Source organism: Paenibacillus sp. TSM33 (genome assembly GCF_056099025.1).
Genome location: NZ_JBLZXB010000002.1, coordinates 42,812 through 60,976, shown reverse-complemented (window position 1 = coordinate 60,976; position 18,165 = coordinate 42,812). Strand labels below are relative to the sequence as shown.

General features: G+C 46.5%; 16 protein-coding genes and 1 other RNA gene. 1 reads left to right on the top strand and 16 read right to left on the bottom strand.

Translation table 11 applies throughout. The annotated features are described in order from the left end of the window. Window positions 1-453: 453 nt before the first annotated feature. The 14 genes from ACN6NF_RS00680 to rpoE all read right to left on the bottom strand — a co-directional run bounded on the left by ACN6NF_RS00680 (window position 454) and on the right by rpoE (window position 13,526). Window positions 454-729 (bottom strand): pro-sigmaK processing inhibitor BofA family protein, encoded by a 276-nt coding sequence (locus tag ACN6NF_RS00680; protein ID WP_474314266.1) that lies wholly within the window; start codon window positions 727-729, stop codon window positions 454-456. Beyond that, on the bottom strand, window positions 726-1,037 hold the full coding sequence (locus ACN6NF_RS00675) for a DUF2508 family protein (protein ID WP_025676300.1): 312 nt from the start codon (window positions 1,035-1,037) through the stop codon (window positions 726-728). Before ACN6NF_RS00675 ends, ACN6NF_RS00680 begins: the two co-directional genes overlap by 4 nt. A gap of 197 nt (window positions 1,038-1,234) precedes the next feature. Beyond that, on the bottom strand, window positions 1,235-1,834 hold the full coding sequence (recR, locus tag ACN6NF_RS00670) for a recombination mediator RecR (RefSeq protein ID WP_016818580.1): 600 nt from the start codon (window positions 1,832-1,834) through the stop codon (window positions 1,235-1,237). 26 nt (window positions 1,835-1,860) lie between these two features. Then, window positions 1,861-2,172: a YbaB/EbfC family nucleoid-associated protein gene (locus tag ACN6NF_RS00665; protein WP_013368784.1), complete on the bottom strand. Its 312-nt coding sequence runs from the start codon at window positions 2,170-2,172 to the stop codon at window positions 1,861-1,863. A gap of 40 nt (window positions 2,173-2,212) precedes the next feature. Continuing rightward, complete coding sequence (gene dnaX, locus ACN6NF_RS00660) at window positions 2,213-3,964, bottom strand: DNA polymerase III subunit gamma/tau (protein ID WP_474314263.1); 1,752 nt, start codon at window positions 3,962-3,964, stop codon at window positions 2,213-2,215. Window positions 3,965-4,120: 156 nt separating this feature from the next. Further along, an RNA gene (gene ffs, locus ACN6NF_RS00655) (signal recognition particle sRNA large type) lies at window positions 4,121-4,387 on the bottom strand. 111 nt (window positions 4,388-4,498) lie between these two features. Then, complete coding sequence (gene rpmE / locus ACN6NF_RS00650; protein ID WP_007428119.1) at window positions 4,499-4,696, bottom strand: 50S ribosomal protein L31; 198 nt, start codon at window positions 4,694-4,696, stop codon at window positions 4,499-4,501. Between the two features lie 152 nt (window positions 4,697-4,848). Then, window positions 4,849-6,120, bottom strand: a complete 1,272-nt coding sequence (locus ACN6NF_RS00645; RefSeq protein WP_474314261.1) for a radical SAM family protein — start codon at window positions 6,118-6,120, stop codon at window positions 4,849-4,851. A gap of 94 nt (window positions 6,121-6,214) precedes the next feature. Then, window positions 6,215-7,552, bottom strand: coding sequence for a transcription termination factor Rho (rho, locus tag ACN6NF_RS00640; RefSeq protein ID WP_019685779.1), 1,338 nt, complete (start codon window positions 7,550-7,552; stop codon window positions 6,215-6,217). 256 nt (window positions 7,553-7,808) lie between these two features. Then, the gene (locus tag ACN6NF_RS00635) at window positions 7,809-9,062 is read right to left on the bottom strand and encodes a UDP-N-acetylglucosamine 1-carboxyvinyltransferase (RefSeq protein WP_474314257.1); all 1,254 of its coding nucleotides are present in this window, start codon (window positions 9,060-9,062) and stop codon (window positions 7,809-7,811) included. Window positions 9,063-9,287: 225 nt separating this feature from the next. Further along, on the bottom strand, window positions 9,288-10,142 hold the full coding sequence (gene fba / locus ACN6NF_RS00630; RefSeq protein ID WP_123796625.1) for a class II fructose-1,6-bisphosphate aldolase: 855 nt from the start codon (window positions 10,140-10,142) through the stop codon (window positions 9,288-9,290). A gap of 248 nt (window positions 10,143-10,390) precedes the next feature. Next, window positions 10,391-10,759, bottom strand: a complete 369-nt coding sequence (locus ACN6NF_RS00625; RefSeq protein WP_014599366.1) for a response regulator — start codon at window positions 10,757-10,759, stop codon at window positions 10,391-10,393. A gap of 213 nt (window positions 10,760-10,972) precedes the next feature. Continuing rightward, window positions 10,973-12,574: a CTP synthase gene (locus tag ACN6NF_RS00620; RefSeq protein ID WP_474314255.1), complete on the bottom strand. Its 1,602-nt coding sequence runs from the start codon at window positions 12,572-12,574 to the stop codon at window positions 10,973-10,975. Between the two features lie 400 nt (window positions 12,575-12,974). After that, window positions 12,975-13,526, bottom strand: a complete 552-nt coding sequence (gene rpoE / locus ACN6NF_RS00615; RefSeq protein ID WP_013368770.1) for a DNA-directed RNA polymerase subunit delta — start codon at window positions 13,524-13,526, stop codon at window positions 12,975-12,977. A 405-nt stretch (window positions 13,527-13,931) separates the two neighbouring features. On the opposite strand from rpoE, the gene ACN6NF_RS00610 reads away from it, so the two are divergent. Next, on the top strand, window positions 13,932-15,092 hold the full coding sequence (locus ACN6NF_RS00610) for a S8 family peptidase (protein WP_016818570.1): 1,161 nt from the start codon (window positions 13,932-13,934) through the stop codon (window positions 15,090-15,092). An 18-nt stretch (window positions 15,093-15,110) separates the two neighbouring features. Here ACN6NF_RS00610 and ACN6NF_RS00605 read toward each other — a convergent pair whose 3' ends face one another. Together ACN6NF_RS00605 and ACN6NF_RS00600 are read right to left on the bottom strand one after the other, a co-directional pair. Further along, window positions 15,111-16,496: an MBL fold metallo-hydrolase gene (locus tag ACN6NF_RS00605; protein WP_474314252.1), complete on the bottom strand. Its 1,386-nt coding sequence runs from the start codon at window positions 16,494-16,496 to the stop codon at window positions 15,111-15,113. Further along, on the bottom strand, window positions 16,493-18,163 hold the full coding sequence (locus tag ACN6NF_RS00600) for an ABC transporter permease (RefSeq protein WP_474314251.1): 1,671 nt from the start codon (window positions 18,161-18,163) through the stop codon (window positions 16,493-16,495). The genes ACN6NF_RS00605 and ACN6NF_RS00600 overlap by 4 nt, the downstream gene beginning before the upstream one ends. Between the last annotated feature and the right edge of the window lie 2 nt (window positions 18,164-18,165).

The following is an 18,165-nucleotide window of genomic DNA, read 5'->3' as shown; positions in this document are numbered from 1 at the left end:
GCACGCCGCCAGCGTTCGTCCTGAGCCAGGATCAAACTCTCCATTAAAGACCAACCGAGGTTGGTTATAGAAAGAGCGATTAGCTCATGTTGAAACTGACGAGATAAAATATCTCTTTTGGATTTTGCGAACAAAATCCGTACTCACTCGTTGTTCAGTTTTCAAAGATCAAATCTTCTTTAAATCTCACTTTGTCTCATCACCGCATCTCAGCGGCGACTTAATTAATATAACACACACTCGGGATTTAAGTCAACACTTTTTTAAAAAATTTATGTTTCAATTTATTTAAGCATTGCTCACACAAAAAAATTCCCGGGCTTTAAAGGCCGAGAATTAATGTATCATATTTCTGAATTCGTCGTCAACTATAATTTAAAAAATAAAATAATACCGCATTGGACTCACCAAAACCCACCTTTTTGGCTCACTCCCCTTCCCTACAAGAATGTTTCACACGGCCTGTCCGAACAATATTATTTTCAATCCCAGTAAAAGCGCAATCCCTGGCAAGCCTAATATCGTTACTGCTCCCATCGTCACTGGGTTAATCGGAATGTACACCTGTGTAATCCACCCTGAATAATTGATAACATACAGTGCAATGGCTGCCAGAGCCATATGCGCTCCGAATACTACAAACCAACCGATCCCCAGACGTTTTTTGAGAATTAGATACATCAGTATTCCGGCACAGGCAATCAAAACAAGCCAGACTGCCCCTCTCATTCCGCTCTCCGTTTGTGAACCCGGTCAGTATCATTGGCATACCCCGGTTCATCTGCTGGCAGGTGAAAACGATGTAGCCCCTGCTGCTTTGCACTTTTTAAATGTATTTGATATTTACGCTCCGCAGCTTCCAGAACAAAAATGGCGTAGTCAATTTCATCCTTACCCGTAGCTTCATGAAATAAACGATGCGCTCTTAACCATTCCGCATGCGAAGCTCGAATCTGAGCAAACAATTCCTGGCGATATTCCGCTTCTGATTTGCCATTCTCCTGACGACGGAAATTTTGTTTCATCCGTTCCCACATTCATTCATCCTCCTCACAAGCTGAATTATGTGTACAGTCTGCAAGACCACCTTATTCATACTTATTGAATAAAGGACAAACTTAGAACCAGGAACAACTATAAAGCCATCTAAATAAAAAGGGAGCCGTAACGGCTCCCTAAGTGAGGTTGAATTGCCCCAAGGACATTTCAACCTTATAACGTATAACTACATCTACTAATTGAGTTCTCTGCGGCCTTCTAGCGCTTTGGACAAGGTTACCTCGTCGGCGTACTCCAAATCCCCACCCACAGGCAATCCGTGAGCAATTCGAGTAACCTTAATTTCAAAAGGGCGCACTAGCCGGGAAATGTACATAGCCGTGGCCTCTCCTTCAATGTTCGGATTCGTAGCCAGAATCAACTCCTTGACGCGTTCATCACTGAGCCTGGTCAGCAACTCCTTGAGTTTGATATCCTCAGGACCAATCCCCTCCATCGGAGAGATTGCCCCGTGAAGCACATGGTACAAACCATCAAACTCCTTGGTACGCTCCATAGCCACCAAATCCTTGGCATCCTGAACAACACAAATGACGGAGGCATCCCTCGTCTTATCCTGACAGATCCGACAAGGGTCCGTGTCCGTAATATTGCCGCAGACTGAACAAAAGTGAAGATTTCGTTTTACATTGACCAGCGCTTTGGCAAAATCAATCACATCGTCTTCCTTCATTTTCAGTACGTGAAAAGCCAACCGGGCAGCTGTTTTTGGACCTACTCCCGGCAGGCGCGTAAAAGCATCAATCAGCTTTGCAATCGGCTCGGGATAATGCAATAGCGTGTTTCTCCTTTATGAGCAGACTAGAACAAGCCCGGAATTTTCATACCACCTGTAAATTTACCCATATCATCATTAGCCAGTTCATCCGCTTTGGACAAAGCATCATTGACTGCAGTGAGCACGAGATCTTGCAGCATTTCTACATCATCAGGATCTACAGCTTCAGGTTTGATTGTGATGGACAACACTTTTTTATGTCCACTTACTTCTACAGTTACCACACCGCCACCAGAAGAACCTTCGATTACTTTCCCACCAAGCTCCTCTTGGGCTTTCAGCATTTGTTCCTGCATTTTTTTCACTTGCTTCATCATTTGGTTCATATTGTTCATTTCAATCATCTCCTTTAATGAAGTATACATCTACAATTGATTATTCTTTAATGACTACCAGATCTTCCCCGAAAAGCTGAATCGCTTCATCAATCCAGGGCTCCTTGGACTTTCCCGGCGCATCATGCTCCGGCTCCAGTTGCAATTCTTCGGCAGGCTGGTCAGAAACTCCTTCAATCGCAGTATTCCAATCCTTTTGCATCATCGTTACCAAACGATAAGGATGACCCAACTGCTCATGCAAAACCTTCTCGATGACCTGCTTATTGGCAGGCTTTTCAGTGGTTTCACGATGAATATTGTTTTTAAACGCGACCAGCACACTGTCCTCTAACACAGAAACCGGCTCACCATCCATAAACCAAGCATGAACCGTAACTTTTGCCTCTTTTACCCCTTGCAAAATCTGGCTCCACTTGCGCCCCACCGCTGCGAATGCTTCGCTTGACTTCTCAGCTATATAGCGATCCAACTGAGAAGGGAGTTTAGCCGGCGCTGAAAGACGCGGAGCAGGGGCACGACCACCAGAAGCCTGACGACCGCCTGACGATGTTTCCTGGCCCGCTCCAGCGGCCAAGCCACCTTGCATTGCACGTTCCAGCTTCTTTTCCAGCTCTGCAAGCTGGCGCTTTAACATGGCCACATCTTCCTGACCAGTCGCAGCACCAGAGCCCTGGGCAGTCGGCTGAGCAGCAGTTCCTGCTTCCCCTGGAATGCTGCATAACTTCAATAGAGCTACCTCAAATAAGGTTTGGGGCTGAACGGCATATTTCATCTCGCCCTGATAACGATTAAGGGTGTCGATCATTGCAAAGAGCTGTTCCTTGGTAAAAGCATCTGCCACTTCCTTAAACTGCTCCGGATTCAGCACTCGCTCCGTCATTTTGGTCGCCTGCGGCACCATCTTGATCATTAGCAGATCTCGGAAATAGTACAGAAGATTCTCCATACACTTATCCGCACTTTTACCTTCCTGCATAAAGTTCTCGATCAATTGGAGTACTGTTCCCACATCTTCTTTAAGTAATGCCAAGGCCAATTTACCGAATTGCTCGGATGCGATCCCGCCCGTCATATCCAGCACTTGCTGATACGTAACCCGGCCATCAGTAAACGAGGATATCTGATCCAAAACGCTAACCGCATCTCGCATCCCTCCATCTGAAAGACGTGCAATATATTGCAGCGCATCCAAATCAGCCTGGATGTTCTCCTGTTGGCATATCAGGTCAAGCCGCTCTGTCTGCTCCTCCAGTGATACTCGCCGGAAGTCAAAACGCTGACAACGTGAAATAATTGTCGCGGGAATCCGATGCGGCTCTGTCGTAGCCAATATAAACATTACGTGTGGCGGCGGCTCTTCCAGCGTCTTGAGCAGCGCATTGAACGCTTCCGTCGTCAGCATGTGCACTTCATCAATGATATAAACCTTGTGCCGCACTTCTGTGGGCGCATATTTGACTTTATCGCGCAAATCCCGAATCTCTTCAACACCCCGGTTAGAGGCTGCGTCAATCTCCTGTACATCCATGACCGCTCCGGCCGTGATTCGTTTACAGGCTTCGCATTCGTTGCAAGGTTCCGGCGCAGGTCCATGCTCACAGTTGATTGCCTTGGCCAAAATTTTGGCCGCACTGGTCTTACCCGTTCCTCGCGGACCACTGAACAGGTAGGCATGGGACGTGCGATTTTCGCGGATGGCATTCTGCAATGTCTGGATAATATGCTGTTGTCCTACCATGTCCTTGAAAGCCTGCGGCCGCCAAGCACGGTACAACGCTATATGTTCCAATGCGCGTTCCCTCTTTCCCATTCACTTTCATGACCATTCATGGTCACTTCATTATACTATACTCCCGTCCGAATCTAAACCAGACACATTTCAATTTATAAGCACAAAAAAACATCTTCGCATAATCGCCAAGATGTTCCAATTCCTAAGTATATACCGTGCACCTGTTATTGATCGTTGTGATCCGAGCGGCAACCCTGAGCAACAACTCGGGCTAGGCGACCCTCCGGCACAAGAGTGGGCTTGCTTATGGCTGCTTCCTTCCGGACCTGACCAGGTTCACAAGTACTCATTGCGGAGGACCCAGCCGTCAACATTGTGCGCAGGGACCAGCCTCACATCAACAACACCTCTAACAGGAATTCAACCTCGCTATAGCGGATTGCGAGTTACAGGGCACCGCTACCTCCCCATCTAGCACGGTGAAAATAAGTATATCTCATGGTTGCACAAAATGCAAATAGCAAATAACGACAAAAAGAGCCTCCTGCAATTGCAGAAGGCTCTAATAACTTTATAACTTGCGGTAACTTATTACATACCGTATTTCTTTTTGAAACGATCCACACGTCCACCAGCATCAATAAATTTCTGCTTACCTGTGAAGAACGGGTGGCAAGCGGAACAAATTTCCACACGCAGAGATTCCTTCACGGAACCAGTTTCAAACGTATTTCCGCAAGCGCAAGTAACATTAGTTACGTTAAACTTCGGTTGAATAGCCTGTTGCATTAACTTTCACCTCTTTCCGCCCTGAACGTCCTATCAGTCCAGAGTTGTATGAACACATGTTCAAATTATAGCACTTGAATATAAGTGTTTCAACATCTTTTTAGCATACAAAACCAGTGTAACATCGGTGTGTTTCAAGTAGCTGACGACCGTTAGGTTCTAGCAAATTTGGGACGTGCCAACCCTTGCGGCGGCACATGAGTGTAAGAACCGATAACCACATCAGGCAGTTCCTCACGATAAATCTCAAGCATTTGCTTCATACCAAGTATCTCCCCTTGAGCCGGTGGAATCAACTCCAGATAGCTTTCAGGATCAATATTCAAATTACGCATTTGAATCAGCTTGAGCTTAGTGCGTTTGGCAAATTCAATCATTGCCTCAATTTCTTCCTCCCGGTCTGTTACACCCGGAAAAATCAAATAGTTAATGGACGTATACACTCCCTGCTCGGACGCATAACGGAGCGACTTTTCCACATTAGCCAGCGTGTATCCGCGCGGCTTGTAATACGCATTGTAATGGTCGTCCAATGCACTAATTGTACTTACTCGCATGAGATCAAGACCCGCATCCACAATCCCCCGGATATGATCACTCAGTCCTGCATTCGTATTGATATTAATATATCCCATATCTGTAACGGAACGCACTTCTTTGATCGCATCAATAATCAGTTTGGCTTGGGTGGAGGGCTCACCTTCACAACCTTGCCCAAAACTGATGATAGACTCAGGTGTCTTCAAATGTTCCAACATAACTTCTACAATCTCTTCCACGCGGGGACGGAAGTTCATTCTTGTCTGTGGAGATACAAAACCACTGTCATCCGGCTGTTCAGATATACAACCAAAGCAACCCGCATTACAAGAATAAGATACCGGAACTCCCCCTTCCCAGCGATTCAGGAACGTATTCGAGGAAGTAAGACATTCGTACCCCAGCGCACAGTTAGACAAATGCTGGTATAGCCTATTTTCGGGATACTGCTCTGTCATCCGCTGAACTCCCAATTTAACTTGATTGCGGTCGCAGTTTTCGGGATTCCATTTGGAAGGACTGTCACTTTGCTCTGCCGTCACATAAAATGCCCCATCTTTCCAGACAACGGCCGAATAACCGAACAAGGGGAGTTTATACTCCTTATCCGTCTTCACATATCCCGGCAGACATAGGCGAGTAAAACCTTGGGGTAACAAAGCCCCTACTGCCTGCATATCTCCCGGAAGAGAGACCATTTCCCCTGTTTCAGGGTTCATACCGACCGGGCGGGTGCTGGGCAGGCTTACCAGTGTGGCTCCTTCCGGCAACGGAATAAGCTCATCCTCCATGATTTCAACAATCATGTCTGCACTACGGGCAAGCCCATACAAAGAAGCATGATCATATACATTGCCTTTTTCGTCGGCATACACCAAATACATTATGGAGCTCCTTTCGTTCCATTAAGCGCACCATTAACCAAATGAATGGTAATGGCTGTCTACTTACAGAACAGATAAAATACATGGATTGGGTTTAATTGGTTGTGGCGGGAACCGACGCTGTGGTAGAACGCGTTGTTCTTCGTTGTTGACCACCAGAGCTACCTTGCGAGCCGCTGGAAGATGGTGCTGTCAAATCAAACGAAGCTAAAAACTCAGCGTTAGTTTTGCTGTTACGCAGTTTTTTGAGGAAGCCTTCCACAAAGTCATGGCTTTCCGTCATATTTTTACGAATAGCCCAGATCGTATCTAATTCTTCCTTGTTTAACAGTACTTCCTCACGACGTGTACCGGAACGACGAATATCAATCGCAGGAAAGATACGACGTTCTGCCAATTTGCGGTCCAAATGCAGCTCCATGTTACCTGTGCCTTTGAACTCTTCATAGATGATATCATCCATACGAGATCCTGTATCAATCAGCGCTGTGGCAAGAATCGTCAAGCTACCGCCTTCCTCCACATTCCGAGCTGCACCAAAAAAGCGTTTTGGACGGTGAAATGCTGCCGGATCAATACCCCCACTCAAAGTACGACCAGAAGGAGGGATGACGAGATTGTACGCACGAGCCAACCGTGTAATGCTATCCAACAGGATGACAACATCCTTTTTATGTTCTACGAGACGCAGTGCACGCTCCAACACCAGTTCTGCCACTTTGATGTGATTTTCAGGAAGTTCATCAAATGTAGAGGCCACAACTTCACCTTTGACAGAACGCTGCATATCAGTCACTTCTTCAGGGCGTTCATCAATCAACAAGACAAACAGCTCAATCTCGGGATTGTTGGTAGAAATGCTATTGGCAATTTCTTTGAGGAGAAGCGTCTTCCCAGCTTTGGGAGGTGCTACAATAAGTCCGCGCTGTCCAAGTCCGACAGGGGCCAGTACATCCATAATTCTCGTAGACAAATGGTTGGGGGAAGTTTCAAGGACTAATTTGGTTTGCGGATACAGTGGAGTCAGTGCAGGAAAATGTAGCCGCTCAGCAGCTTGCTCAGGACTTCTTCCATTGACGGCGTTAACTTGAAGCAATCCAAAATACCGTTCATTTTCTTTTGGCGTTCGGCATTTACCGGAAACGAGATCGCCTGTTCTCAAGTCAAACTTGCGGATTTGTGAAGCAGAGATGTAAATATCTTCGGTACTTGGGAGATAATTGATCGGCCTCAGAAAGCCGTAACCTTCAGGAAGTATTTCCAGAACACCCTGCATAAACATTAATCCGCTCTTCTCCGCTTGTGCGCGCAGGATGGCAAAAATTAATTCTTTCTTCTTGAGCGTTCCGTAGTACGGGATCTGGTATTGCTTGGCCAGCTTGTACAGGTCGGTCAGCTTCATTTCTTCCAGATCGGAAATTTGCAGATCCATATAATAACCACCTATTCAATTATTAAGTCCATTCATACATCTAAATGATAGACAATGATATCATAAACACCATCAACATAATTTTAACCAAAACAAATAAAGTTATGCAGCCAACTGCCTGGATTATACCGAATTATTCCGGTTTTCCGATAAAAGATTGTTAGGTATGAACCAACTCTTATATCAAGCAGCGGCTGCCTAGGTGTTACCCATTTTATAGCTTTGGTTATAGAATTCAAACGAGCACATGATTTAATTACTCAGTTTGCCGCCATACATCCGCGCCCAAAAGACGCAGGTTGGAGACAAGATGATCATAACCACGGTCAATATACTCGACACCTGCCACCTCGGTTACCCCTTCGCTTACTGTAAGTCCAGCAATGACAAGGGCCGCTCCGGCGCGCAGATCTGCAGCCTTCACTTTAGCCGCATTCAGTTGACCACCTTCAATAATGGCAGACCGACCCTCTACGCGAATTTTAGCCCCCATTCGCACCAGTTCAGGGACATGCTTAAAACGATTGCTGTACACAAAATCGCTCAACACACTGACACCCTGAGCTTGGGTTAGCAAGCTGGTCATAGGAGATTGTAAATCTGTGGCGAAGCCGGGATATATCAAGGCTTTAACGTCTACATGCCCATAGGAAGGTGCACCGAGTACGCGAATACTTTCATCGTATTCCTCGATGCCGATGCCCATTTCCTGCATTTTGGCAGTGAGAGCCTCCATATGTTTGGGGATTACATTGTCAATTAATACATTTCCACGGGTTGCAGCAGCAGCAATCATATATGTGCCTGCTTGTATACGGTCAGGTATGATGGAATGGCGGCAGCCATGCAGCTCCGACACACCTTCAATACGAATCGTCTCCGTTCCAGCGCCTTTAATAATCGCCCCCATGGAGTTTAACAGAGTTGCTACATCTATAATCTCAGGCTCTTTAGCCGCATTTTCGATAGTTGTGGCGCCTTTGGCACGTGCGGCCGCCAGCATAATATTAATGGTTGCTCCTACGCTGCTGACATCTAGATAAATCTTGGTGCCGCGCAGTTCTTTGGCGTGCAAATGAATAGCGCCGTGCTCGTTCGTAACCGTGGCACCCAGCGCTTCAAAACCTTTGATATGCTGATCAATGGGCCGGGGTTCAAAATTACATCCTCCTGGCAAACCGATGATCGCTTCCTTGAATCTGCCCAGCATGGCCCCCATCATATAATAAGAGGCTCGTAATTTCTTAACAGGTCCATTCGGCATAGGAATGGATTTAATGGAGGAAGGGTCTATCTTCATCTGGCTACCTTCCCAGGTAACCTTTGCGCCAAGCTCCTCCAATATTTCGGAATACACCGCCACATCACTAAGCAACGGCAAATTATCCAAAATGACTTCCGACTCTGCCAGAATGGCTGCGGGAATCAAGGCGATGGCACTGTTTTTGGCACCGCTGATGGAAACTGTACCCTGAAGCGGCCGTCCACCGGTGATCATCAATTTTTCCATAAGCTTGAGGGTCCCCCTACGTGTTTTGCAGTCGGTCAAACAATGAACTGAAACCATAAACTTTCAACTTTTTTAGTGGTGAAAATGGAAAGACACCGGCTAAGCGGTGTGCTTTCCATACCACACTATTCAACTGTACAGATTTAAATATTTTGTGCAGCATAATTACAGCTACAACGAAGAAATGCATCCAGTCTATGCAGAGGCATGACTAGTTGGAACTTATTACGCTTTGTTATTGGAACCAAACTCACGGATTTTACCGATAACTGTTTGTTTGATTGCTTCACGACCTGGTTGGATGAATGTACGTGGATCGTAAGCATCTGGTTTTGCAGCAAGCACTTCACGAACCACTTTCGCAAATGCGATTTGGTTTTCAGTGTTTACGTTGATTTTGGAAGTACCCAGGGAAATGGATTTTTGGATGTCATGTGTAGGGATACCTGTTCCACCGTGAAGAACGAGTGGCAGTTTCACAGCATCGCGAATTTCTTCCATTTCTTTAAAGCCCAGGTTTGGTTCACCTTTGTATGGTCCATGAACAGAACCCAGTGCAGGAGCTAGTGTATCGATGCCTGTTTCTTTAACGATACGTACACAATCGTCCAGCTTAGCGTACATTACGTCACCTACAACATCATCTTCTTGACCGCCAACCATTCCAACTTCAGCTTCAACGGAAACGCCTTTGGAATGTGCATATTCAACAACTTTCTTCGTTGTTTCGATATTTTTCTCGATTGGGCTGTGGGAATCGTCAATCATAACAGATGTGAAACCAGCGTCGATCGCTTCTTTACATTTGTCAAAGCTAGAACCGTGGTCCAAGTGAATTGCAACTGGAACCGTAATTTTCATGTCATGAATAAGACCTTCTACCATTTTAACAACAGTGTAGAATCCGCCCATGTGACGTGCTGCGCCTTCAGAAACACCCAAGATTACTGGGGATTTTTCTTCTTCAGCAGCGCCCAAGATTGCTTGAGTCCACTCCAGGTTATTAATATTGAATTGACCTACTGCATATTTTCCTTCGAGTGCTTTGTTCAACATGTCTTTCATAGATACCAATGGCATGGTTACAGTCCTCCTAAAGGTGTTTGGGTTTGTCTATATTTTTAGCCGACATCACATACGGGCTTATTATACCACAACCCATGTTAAATACTAAACAAGCTTTTGCATATCAACACATACAAAAATCACGCTCAGGACGCCGTTTTTCCATAGAATTGTATAAGGAGAGGATTTACTTTCAGTATTTCCCATAATCACAAACAAAAAACCCTGTTTTGTTAACAGAGTTCTCAACCATAATGACTCACCTAGTCACCTCTGAGTTGTTTGTTCACGGCAATCCGCATTTCATCAATATCAAAGGGCTTGGTAAAATGCATAAGTGCACCTAGCTCCGTCGCCTCTTTAATCATGTCCAGTTCTCCATACGCTGTCATCATAATAACCTTGATGTCGGGATTCATGCTTTTTAGGTGCTTCAGAATTTCGAGTCCGTCCATACCTGGAATTTTCATATCGAGCAGAACCAGATCAGGTGGTTCCTTCTCAACAATTTCAAGAGCAATTTTCCCGTTCGCTGCCTGAAAGGTCTCATAACCCTCACTTCCGAACACTTCCATCAGTAAAATCCGTATTCCATTCTGGTCATCGACGATTAATACTTTTTTCTTTTCCAATGTTTTAACCTCCTAAGATCTTAAAACGAGGATCATGCAGCTATTGCCATAACAGCGTCCGATGACGTACAATATCCGTCCCATACCTAAAACTATATTCGCTCCTGCAGAAAGAAAATCCTTCTCTTATACATAATTGTGGAATATTCTTTCATAATCAGGAAGCATGGGATAAAAAAAGACCTCCCAGAGGAGGTCTTTCAAGCTATAGCATTAACCTTGAAGCTGCAATGCCGCCTTTACAAATTCACGGAACAAAGGCTGTGGACGATTCGGACGGGAAGTAAATTCTGGATGGAATTGTACCGCCAGGAACCATGGATGCTCAGGAAGCTCGACAATTTCCACCAAACGTCCATCCGGTGAAGTACCAGAAATACGAAGACCTGCTTTTTCAATAACTTCACGATATTCGTTATTGAATTCGTACCGATGACGATGTCTCTCGTACACCAGCTCGTCGTTGTAGCAAGCCGCTGCCAGAGAACCTTCCACCAGCTTACATGGATACAGTCCAAGACGCATGGTACCGCCCAAATCTTCGATGTCTTTTTGGTCAGGAAGCAAGTCAATGACAGGATAATCGGTAGCCGGGTTAATTTCCGAGCTGTTGGCTCCTTCGAGCCCAGCCAGGGAACGAGCAACCTCAATAACAGATACCTGCATACCCAGACAAATACCGAAAAACGGAATTTTTTGCTCGCGTGCATAACGAATGGTGCTGATTTTACCTTCAATTCCGCGATCGCCGAAGCCACCCGGTACGAGAATACCGCCAATGCCGCCCAGCATGTCAGCTACGTTCTCGTCCGTTACTTCTTCAGCGTTCACCCAACGGATTTTTACGTCCGCATTTGCATCAAATCCAGCGTGAGAAAGTGACTCAACAACACTCAAGTATGCATCATGTAGCGCAACATATTTACCAACAATAGCAATTTCAACCGTTTTGTCCAACTTGCTGATTCGATCAACTAACCCTTCCCATTCGGTCATATCCGGTGCAGGTGTTGTCAGCTTCAGGTGGTTAACTACGATTTCGTCCAAACCTTCTTCGCGCAGGTTCAACGGAACTTCGTAGAGAGTCGAAGCATCGCGGCATTCTACCACTGCATTCGCATCAATATCGCAGAACAATGCAATTTTAGCCTTCATGTCGGAGGACAATTCATGCTCTGTACGGCAAACAATGACATTCGGTTGAATGCCGATGCTGCGCAGTTCTTTTACACTGTGCTGAGTTGGTTTGGTTTTAACCTCACCCGCAGCTTTAATATAAGGAATGAGCGTTACGTGAATGTACATGACATTCTCGCGTCCAACTTCACTTTTGAGCTGACGAATGGCTTCCAAAAATGGCAAGCTTTCAATGTCGCCTACAGTACCGCCGATTTCCGTAATAATGACATCCGAACCCGCTTCACGGCCTGCACGGTACACGCGCTCCTTGATTTCGTTTGTAATATGAGGAATAACCTGTACTGTACCGCCCAAATATTCTCCGCGACGCTCTTTGCTAATCACGCTGGAATATACCTTGCCTGTTGTGACATTGCTGTTCTTGGACAGATTAATATCAATAAAGCGCTCATAGTGTCCCAAGTCGAGATCCGTTTCCGCACCATCATCCGTTACAAACACTTCACCGTGCTGGTAAGGGCTCATGGTACCCGGATCGACATTCAGGTAAGGATCAAATTTTTGAATCGTTACCTTCAGTCCCCTGTTCTTCAAAAGCCTCCCCAGTGAAGCTGCCGTAATCCCTTTGCCCAAGGAAGACACAACCCCGCCTGTCACAAAAATATACTTCGTCACTGTTCAAAACCCTCCTAGATAAGATGCAAAATTCAGGCGACATTATGATGTTATCGTAACCCGTTTGCACGGATTATCATCCATGAAGAAGGCAGCGGTTATATTTTCCAATCCGCCGCCCTTAGCCCTCTTTCATGAGTGAAAACACCCCTATAAAAAACAAAAAAGCACTCCCGTAGTACGGGGCACTTTTATACAAAAAGCAAACATATAAGTGAATCAATCATAAGCCCAAGCAATAGTTTACCCCGTGTCCAATCCGCTGTCAAGGAAGTTATCTGTGTTAATTTGTCCTTTGAACCCGATTGGAATAAATCTATCTGAAAGCTATAAATCAGCAGGGGTTTCAAGAAAACGGTCATGAAAAAGGGGAGAGCGTATCTCCCCTTGCAACCTGTTCCTAACGAAGTGAATCGTCGTCGTCTTCGATCGACTCATCGTCATTTTCATCATCTGTATCTTCCTCATCACTGAGGTCTTCATCGTCAATAACTACGTCATCGTCACTATCATCGTCATCTTCTCCGTCGAACAGCTCGTCTTCGCCATCCTCGTCTTCGCTATCTGCATCGAAGTCGTCATCGGAGTTGTATGTTTCTTCTTCCTCATGATAGTCATCTTCGTCGTCATCGTCTTCATCGTTAATGATACGAGGACGCTTGGCGCCTGTCAGGGCATCTTCGGATTTATCTACCGGATACCAACGTTTCAAGCCCCACAGATTCGTACCGACACAGGCAAAACGCCCGTCAATGTTGATTTCAGTATATAGCTGAGCAATAACGTCATTAATTTCTTCGTCGGACAAGCCGCGCAATTTGGCGACTTCATTCATCAGGTCACGGTAATAATATGGAGTATTGGCTGCTTTCAATACCATAAATGCCAAATCCACCATTGGAGTCTCGTGGACTTTCTCCGGGTCAATCTTCAAGTTGAGTGGTGTACTCACCTAGGGACACTTCCTCTCACACGTAATTCACAAGAACATGTTTCAGAGCATACACGATACATGCAATACTAACATATCCATTATCAAAACTAAGTAAAACCTATTTGGAAGCAAATTGCAAGTTAAACATGGGTATCGTCATAATTTCCAAGAATATCCCTCTGCACAAGACGGCACACGTAAAAAGACGGGGTTCCCCCCGCCTCCGACTGTACCCGCTCCGGGAGAGGCCTCCCAAAGTTGTTGCACAAGAGCTTATGCCCTCCATGTATCGTATGTGTCCATAGCTACTTTGACACGACAAGCAGGCCTATTTCCATAAAAAAGGGGCAAGTTTCCCATGCCGTAGCTGACGCTTGCTCATACAATACCTCAGCATGGCTCATCGGAGGGGGACCGTCTCAAATGGACTATCCGGATTTTTTGCAGCGTTTGCATGAGGGTATTTCGGAGCCGTCCGGCAGTGGACGGAACAAACAGATTATCACGTTCGATAAGCCTCACCAATACCGGGAATGCCTGTCCTATCTCAGAAAGCTGAAACCTGAGCTTACGGGATTACGGCAAGTACAACCGGCTAGGCTAATCCGTGCTCTCATCGCTCCGCTTTCAGGGGGAGACAGGCTGGGCAAATATCACCACGGTGTTACCGTTGAAGAAGATACCCGCATAAAGGTTCACGCAGAAACGGCTTATATACCGAAAGCAGAGAAAAGCATTTCTATGCCATGGGGAGTCAAACAGGTACGTGCATACAAGGCTTGGCCTTCCTCGACAGGGAATCGGGTCAGAATCGGTGTGATCGACACAGGAGCGGATTTTCATCATCCTGATCTTCGCCATTCCCTTGCCAGAGGTATCAATTTGTTGAACCGGACCATGCTACCCTATGACGACAACGGCCACGGCACTCATATTGCTGGAACCATCGCGGCATCCAACTATGACGAGGGTATGGTTGGCGTAGCACCACGGGCTTTAATTCATCCTGTAAAAGCATTCGATCATAATGGAGCCGCCTATGTCTCTGACATCATTCTTGGTATCGACTGGTGTGTATTAAATCGTGTCGATATTATTAATATGAGCTTTGGTATGAAGTCGCGCAGCAAGGCACTGCTTGATATGGTGAATAAAGCATATCATAACGGCATTGTAATCGTAGCTTCCTCGGGAAATGAGGGTAAGCGTCGAAGTATTGACTATCCGGCCCGCTATTCCCAGACGATTTCAGTCGGAGCTACCGACAAATACAGACGTATCGCTCCTTTTAGCAATCGGGGGCAATTCGTAGACGTGTATGCACCCGGTGAGAAGATCAGATCCTCCTGGATTCATGGAAAGCATCATGAAATGAGCGGCACCTCTATGGCTACTTCCCATGTGACCGGGAGCATCGCACTTCTCCTTTCACTGAGACCGGAACTGGAGCCCGGAGAAATTAAAGCGCTGCTTAAGCGCACTGCCACACCGCTACGCCTTCGTAAAAGTGCTGGACGCACTTCCATCTCCACCAAGCTTGGAGAAGTGGATGCCTTCCGATTGATGCAAGAGGGCACAAAGTGAACCACGATCTGATGAATACTAAACCTCTATCGTTGCACCTGGCTCCAAAGAGTGAACTTCTCTGGCAGGACCTCCATGTTCATTATTTCCTTCTCTTATTAACTCATCTCGTACAAGGTCGGTCTGCAATTTGGGTGCATGAACGAGTACAACCTGTTTGCTAGGCATCTCCTTCAGCATTTGCCGTACATCCGATAATCCCTGGTGCACCTTGTAAATCAAATGCCGAGCTATACAGATGTCATTGGCGTCTGCACGTTCCAACAGATGTTTACCAAAAGAACCATTGGAAGCATGCCCGGTCAATATCACAATGTTCCTAATATCCTCCCCGCTATCCACATCGATCAGCATGTTGCGGTGATCCGACAGATATTGATAATACCAACGCGCTTGCGGGGAATCCATCATGCCGTCTCTTGTTACGATAATAGTGGCCGAGTTCCGTTCCAGCAGGCTTATTCGTTCCGCAGCATCACGAGGCACGAACACCCTGTCACTGTTTAATACATGTTTTATTCGCGTGGAAGCTTCCGGCCGCAGCCATTCTTCCCAGCGATTTAACTGTTTCAATCCGTGCCACAGTTCAGGCTCTACAATGATTGCTTGCTCAGGAAATTGCTCACTGGCCCATACGATCAACTCCTGTCCTCTCCCAAAGGCAGGCACCGGCAACAACACATGACCACCAGACCATAATATCTGCTCCATCTCGACCCTCAGCCGCTCCAGCTTAATAGGCTGCGGGTCTATATCCATGCCATAGGCGTTGTCTATGATGGATATGTCCACTAGATTGGACTTTGGCTTGCATTCAGGAGGGTCATCTATCCCCTCTCCCATACACAAGCCTGGTGCATCGGCAGCAAGAAGCTCAGATTCACGACTGTAGTCTCCAGAAAAGAACAACCGCTTCCCTCCCATTTCTACGATATACCACACTGCACCAGCCAAATGCCCACTGCGTCCCCACAGGATTCTCACACCGGGACAAGCTTCATGCCACACTCCTGACGGCGCTTCGTCTTCTAGATAGCGATAGGTAATGGATTGGATATCCTGTTCACTGTACGGCAATTCGCCACCTCTCGATTCAACATAAGTTTGCCAGGAGCGAAAATAGGAGCTCAGCTGCTCAGCGGTGGCCTTGGTCGTCCAGACCTCTCCCCGGTATCCATACTTGTACAGCAAGGGGAGCGCCATGGAATGATCCTCATGTGCATGAGACAGCAAAACAGTAGTTAGCTCCTTCACCTTCTGTGGCGGAAAAACCGGATATTGCCCGGTTCCTTCCTTTTTCACACCACAATCCAGCATGATACGATGCTGTTTTCCTTCAAAAACATAACAGGAGCGGCCATGTTCGCCCGCTCCACCCCAAATCCTAATCTTGGTCATCATCATTTCCACTTTCTCCGCGAGTTTAAGCTTTCCATTAAGATCAGTAGCAGTGTGGTCAACCCAACCGATATAACAGCCATCGCCATGCCAAGCGACACCTGTCCCTGCTCAAACTGGGCAAATATATAGGTTGCAGACGTCTGGACAGATGGCGGTAAAATCAGCAATGATCCTACCAGCTCTCGTGAAGCAATGGTAAAGGTCATCATCCAACCAGCGAGCATCCCAGGTACAATCAGAGGCAGTACAATCCGGCGGAATATGTAAGACGGACGCCCGCCAAATACCTGGCCCGCCTGAAAAAGGCCAGTGTCCACCTGCGTAAAGGCGCTTTTGACATACTGCACCGTATAAGGAACAAACAAAATAACATACGTCAGAATGACCATGCCGTATGTGTTATACAACGGAATTGGCATCCACGGCGAGTTCCACCACAAAATCAGACCCACCACCATAACAATTCCCGGCACTGTATTCGGAAGTAAGCTGAATGCATCAACTGTCCGTTGGATTTTCGTGCGTGAGCCACCGATAACAAGCGCAAACCAGGTGCCCAGCACCACAGCAAGCGTCGATGCACCCAAAGAGAGAAATACACTGTTCAGTAACGCTTCCATGCTTTCTGAGCCCCACGACAGCAGTTCCTTGTAATAGTCGAGTGTAATGTTGTTCCATGCCAATCCGATTCCCCGTAGCTTCATGGAGGAAGCCGCGATAATTGAAAAGTAAGGGATGCCAATAGCTGCGATGAGCAGCAATAGGATGAAAGCGACACTCAGTGCTGTAGTCCAACTGGATACACGAAGACGGGAAGGACGGGAACCTTTACCCCCTACCAGTCTGTATGTGAATTTTCGGTTGATCACCGATTGCACGTACCACATAAGTAGACAAGCCGTTAACAGCACTGAGGCCATAGACGTCGCTTTGCCAAAATCGATGGGCCAACTGGAAATATATTTGTGAATTTCAGAAGTCATAACCTCATACCCGATACGTCGCCCAAAGGTAGCAGGTGTGCCAAACTCGGCAATCGTTTTAACGAAAATGAGCAACGCACCCATTCCGTATGCCGATAGCAGTAGCGGTAAAATGATTCGACGGAACCTGTACAGAAAGCCTCCGCCCATGACGGCACCGGCCTCTTCCAGACTGCCGCCAATCCTTACCAGCGCCCCGCGCAGCAGCAAATACAGGAATGGAAACAGATGCAGACTCATGATCATCACCATGCCACCAAGGCTGAAGAAGGAAGCCGTTAAGAAATGCAGATCCGGGAACAATTGCTCCATATACCCGTTTTTTTGCATAAACAGAATCCACCCCATGGAACCGATGTAGGGCGGAGTCATAAACGGAATCAGCAGCACGACATCCAACCAGCGCCAGTGTGTAAGTCGGGTGTTGGACATGATCCAGGCTAGCGGAAGTGCAAGGAAAGTCGTTCCTGCGATCACACAGATGCCTAGCCAAATCGAGTTGAATAGCACGCCTGCAAATTGAGAAGCAGCTAACGTTCGAAAAGGCGCAGCCCATTGAAATTTTTCATCAACATACACACTTTGGAAGAAGATTTGCAGCAACGGCAGTACAATTAGGATAAAAAGCGCGATCAGTGCAAGTATCAAGGACCATCCCCTGATGTGTTTAACAGATAACCCTTCCATCG

Coding starts and splice junctions, on each gene's coding strand:
- ACN6NF_RS00680 (WP_474314266.1), bottom strand. CDS start 729: ATGAGAGGGGCAGTCTGGCTTGTTTTGATTGCCTGTGCCGGAATACTG.
- ACN6NF_RS00675 (WP_025676300.1), bottom strand. CDS start 1,037: ATGTGGGAACGGATGAAACAAAATTTCCGTCGTCAGGAGAATGGCAAA.
- ACN6NF_RS00665 (WP_013368784.1), bottom strand. CDS start 2,172: ATGAACAATATGAACCAAATGATGAAGCAAGTGAAAAAAATGCAGGAA.
- rpmE (WP_007428119.1), bottom strand. CDS start 4,696: ATGCAACAGGCTATTCAACCGAAGTTTAACGTAACTAATGTTACTTGC.
- ACN6NF_RS00645 (WP_474314261.1), bottom strand. CDS start 6,120: ATGTATTTGGTGTATGCCGACGAAAAAGGCAATGTATATGATCATGCT.
- rho (WP_019685779.1), bottom strand. CDS start 7,552: ATGGATCTGCAAATTTCCGATCTGGAAGAAATGAAGCTGACCGACCTG.
- ACN6NF_RS00635 (WP_474314257.1), bottom strand. CDS start 9,062: ATGGAAAAATTGATGATCACCGGTGGACGGCCGCTTCAGGGTACAGTT.
- fba (WP_123796625.1), bottom strand. CDS start 10,142: ATGCCATTGGTATCTATGAAAGACATGTTGAACAAAGCACTCGAAGGA.
- ACN6NF_RS00610 (WP_016818570.1), top strand. CDS start 13,932: ATGGACTATCCGGATTTTTTGCAGCGTTTGCATGAGGGTATTTCGGAG.
- ACN6NF_RS00605 (WP_474314252.1), bottom strand. CDS start 16,496: ATGATGATGACCAAGATTAGGATTTGGGGTGGAGCGGGCGAACATGGC.
- ACN6NF_RS00600 (WP_474314251.1), bottom strand. CDS start 18,163: ATGGAAGGGTTATCTGTTAAACACATCAGGGGATGGTCCTTGATACTT.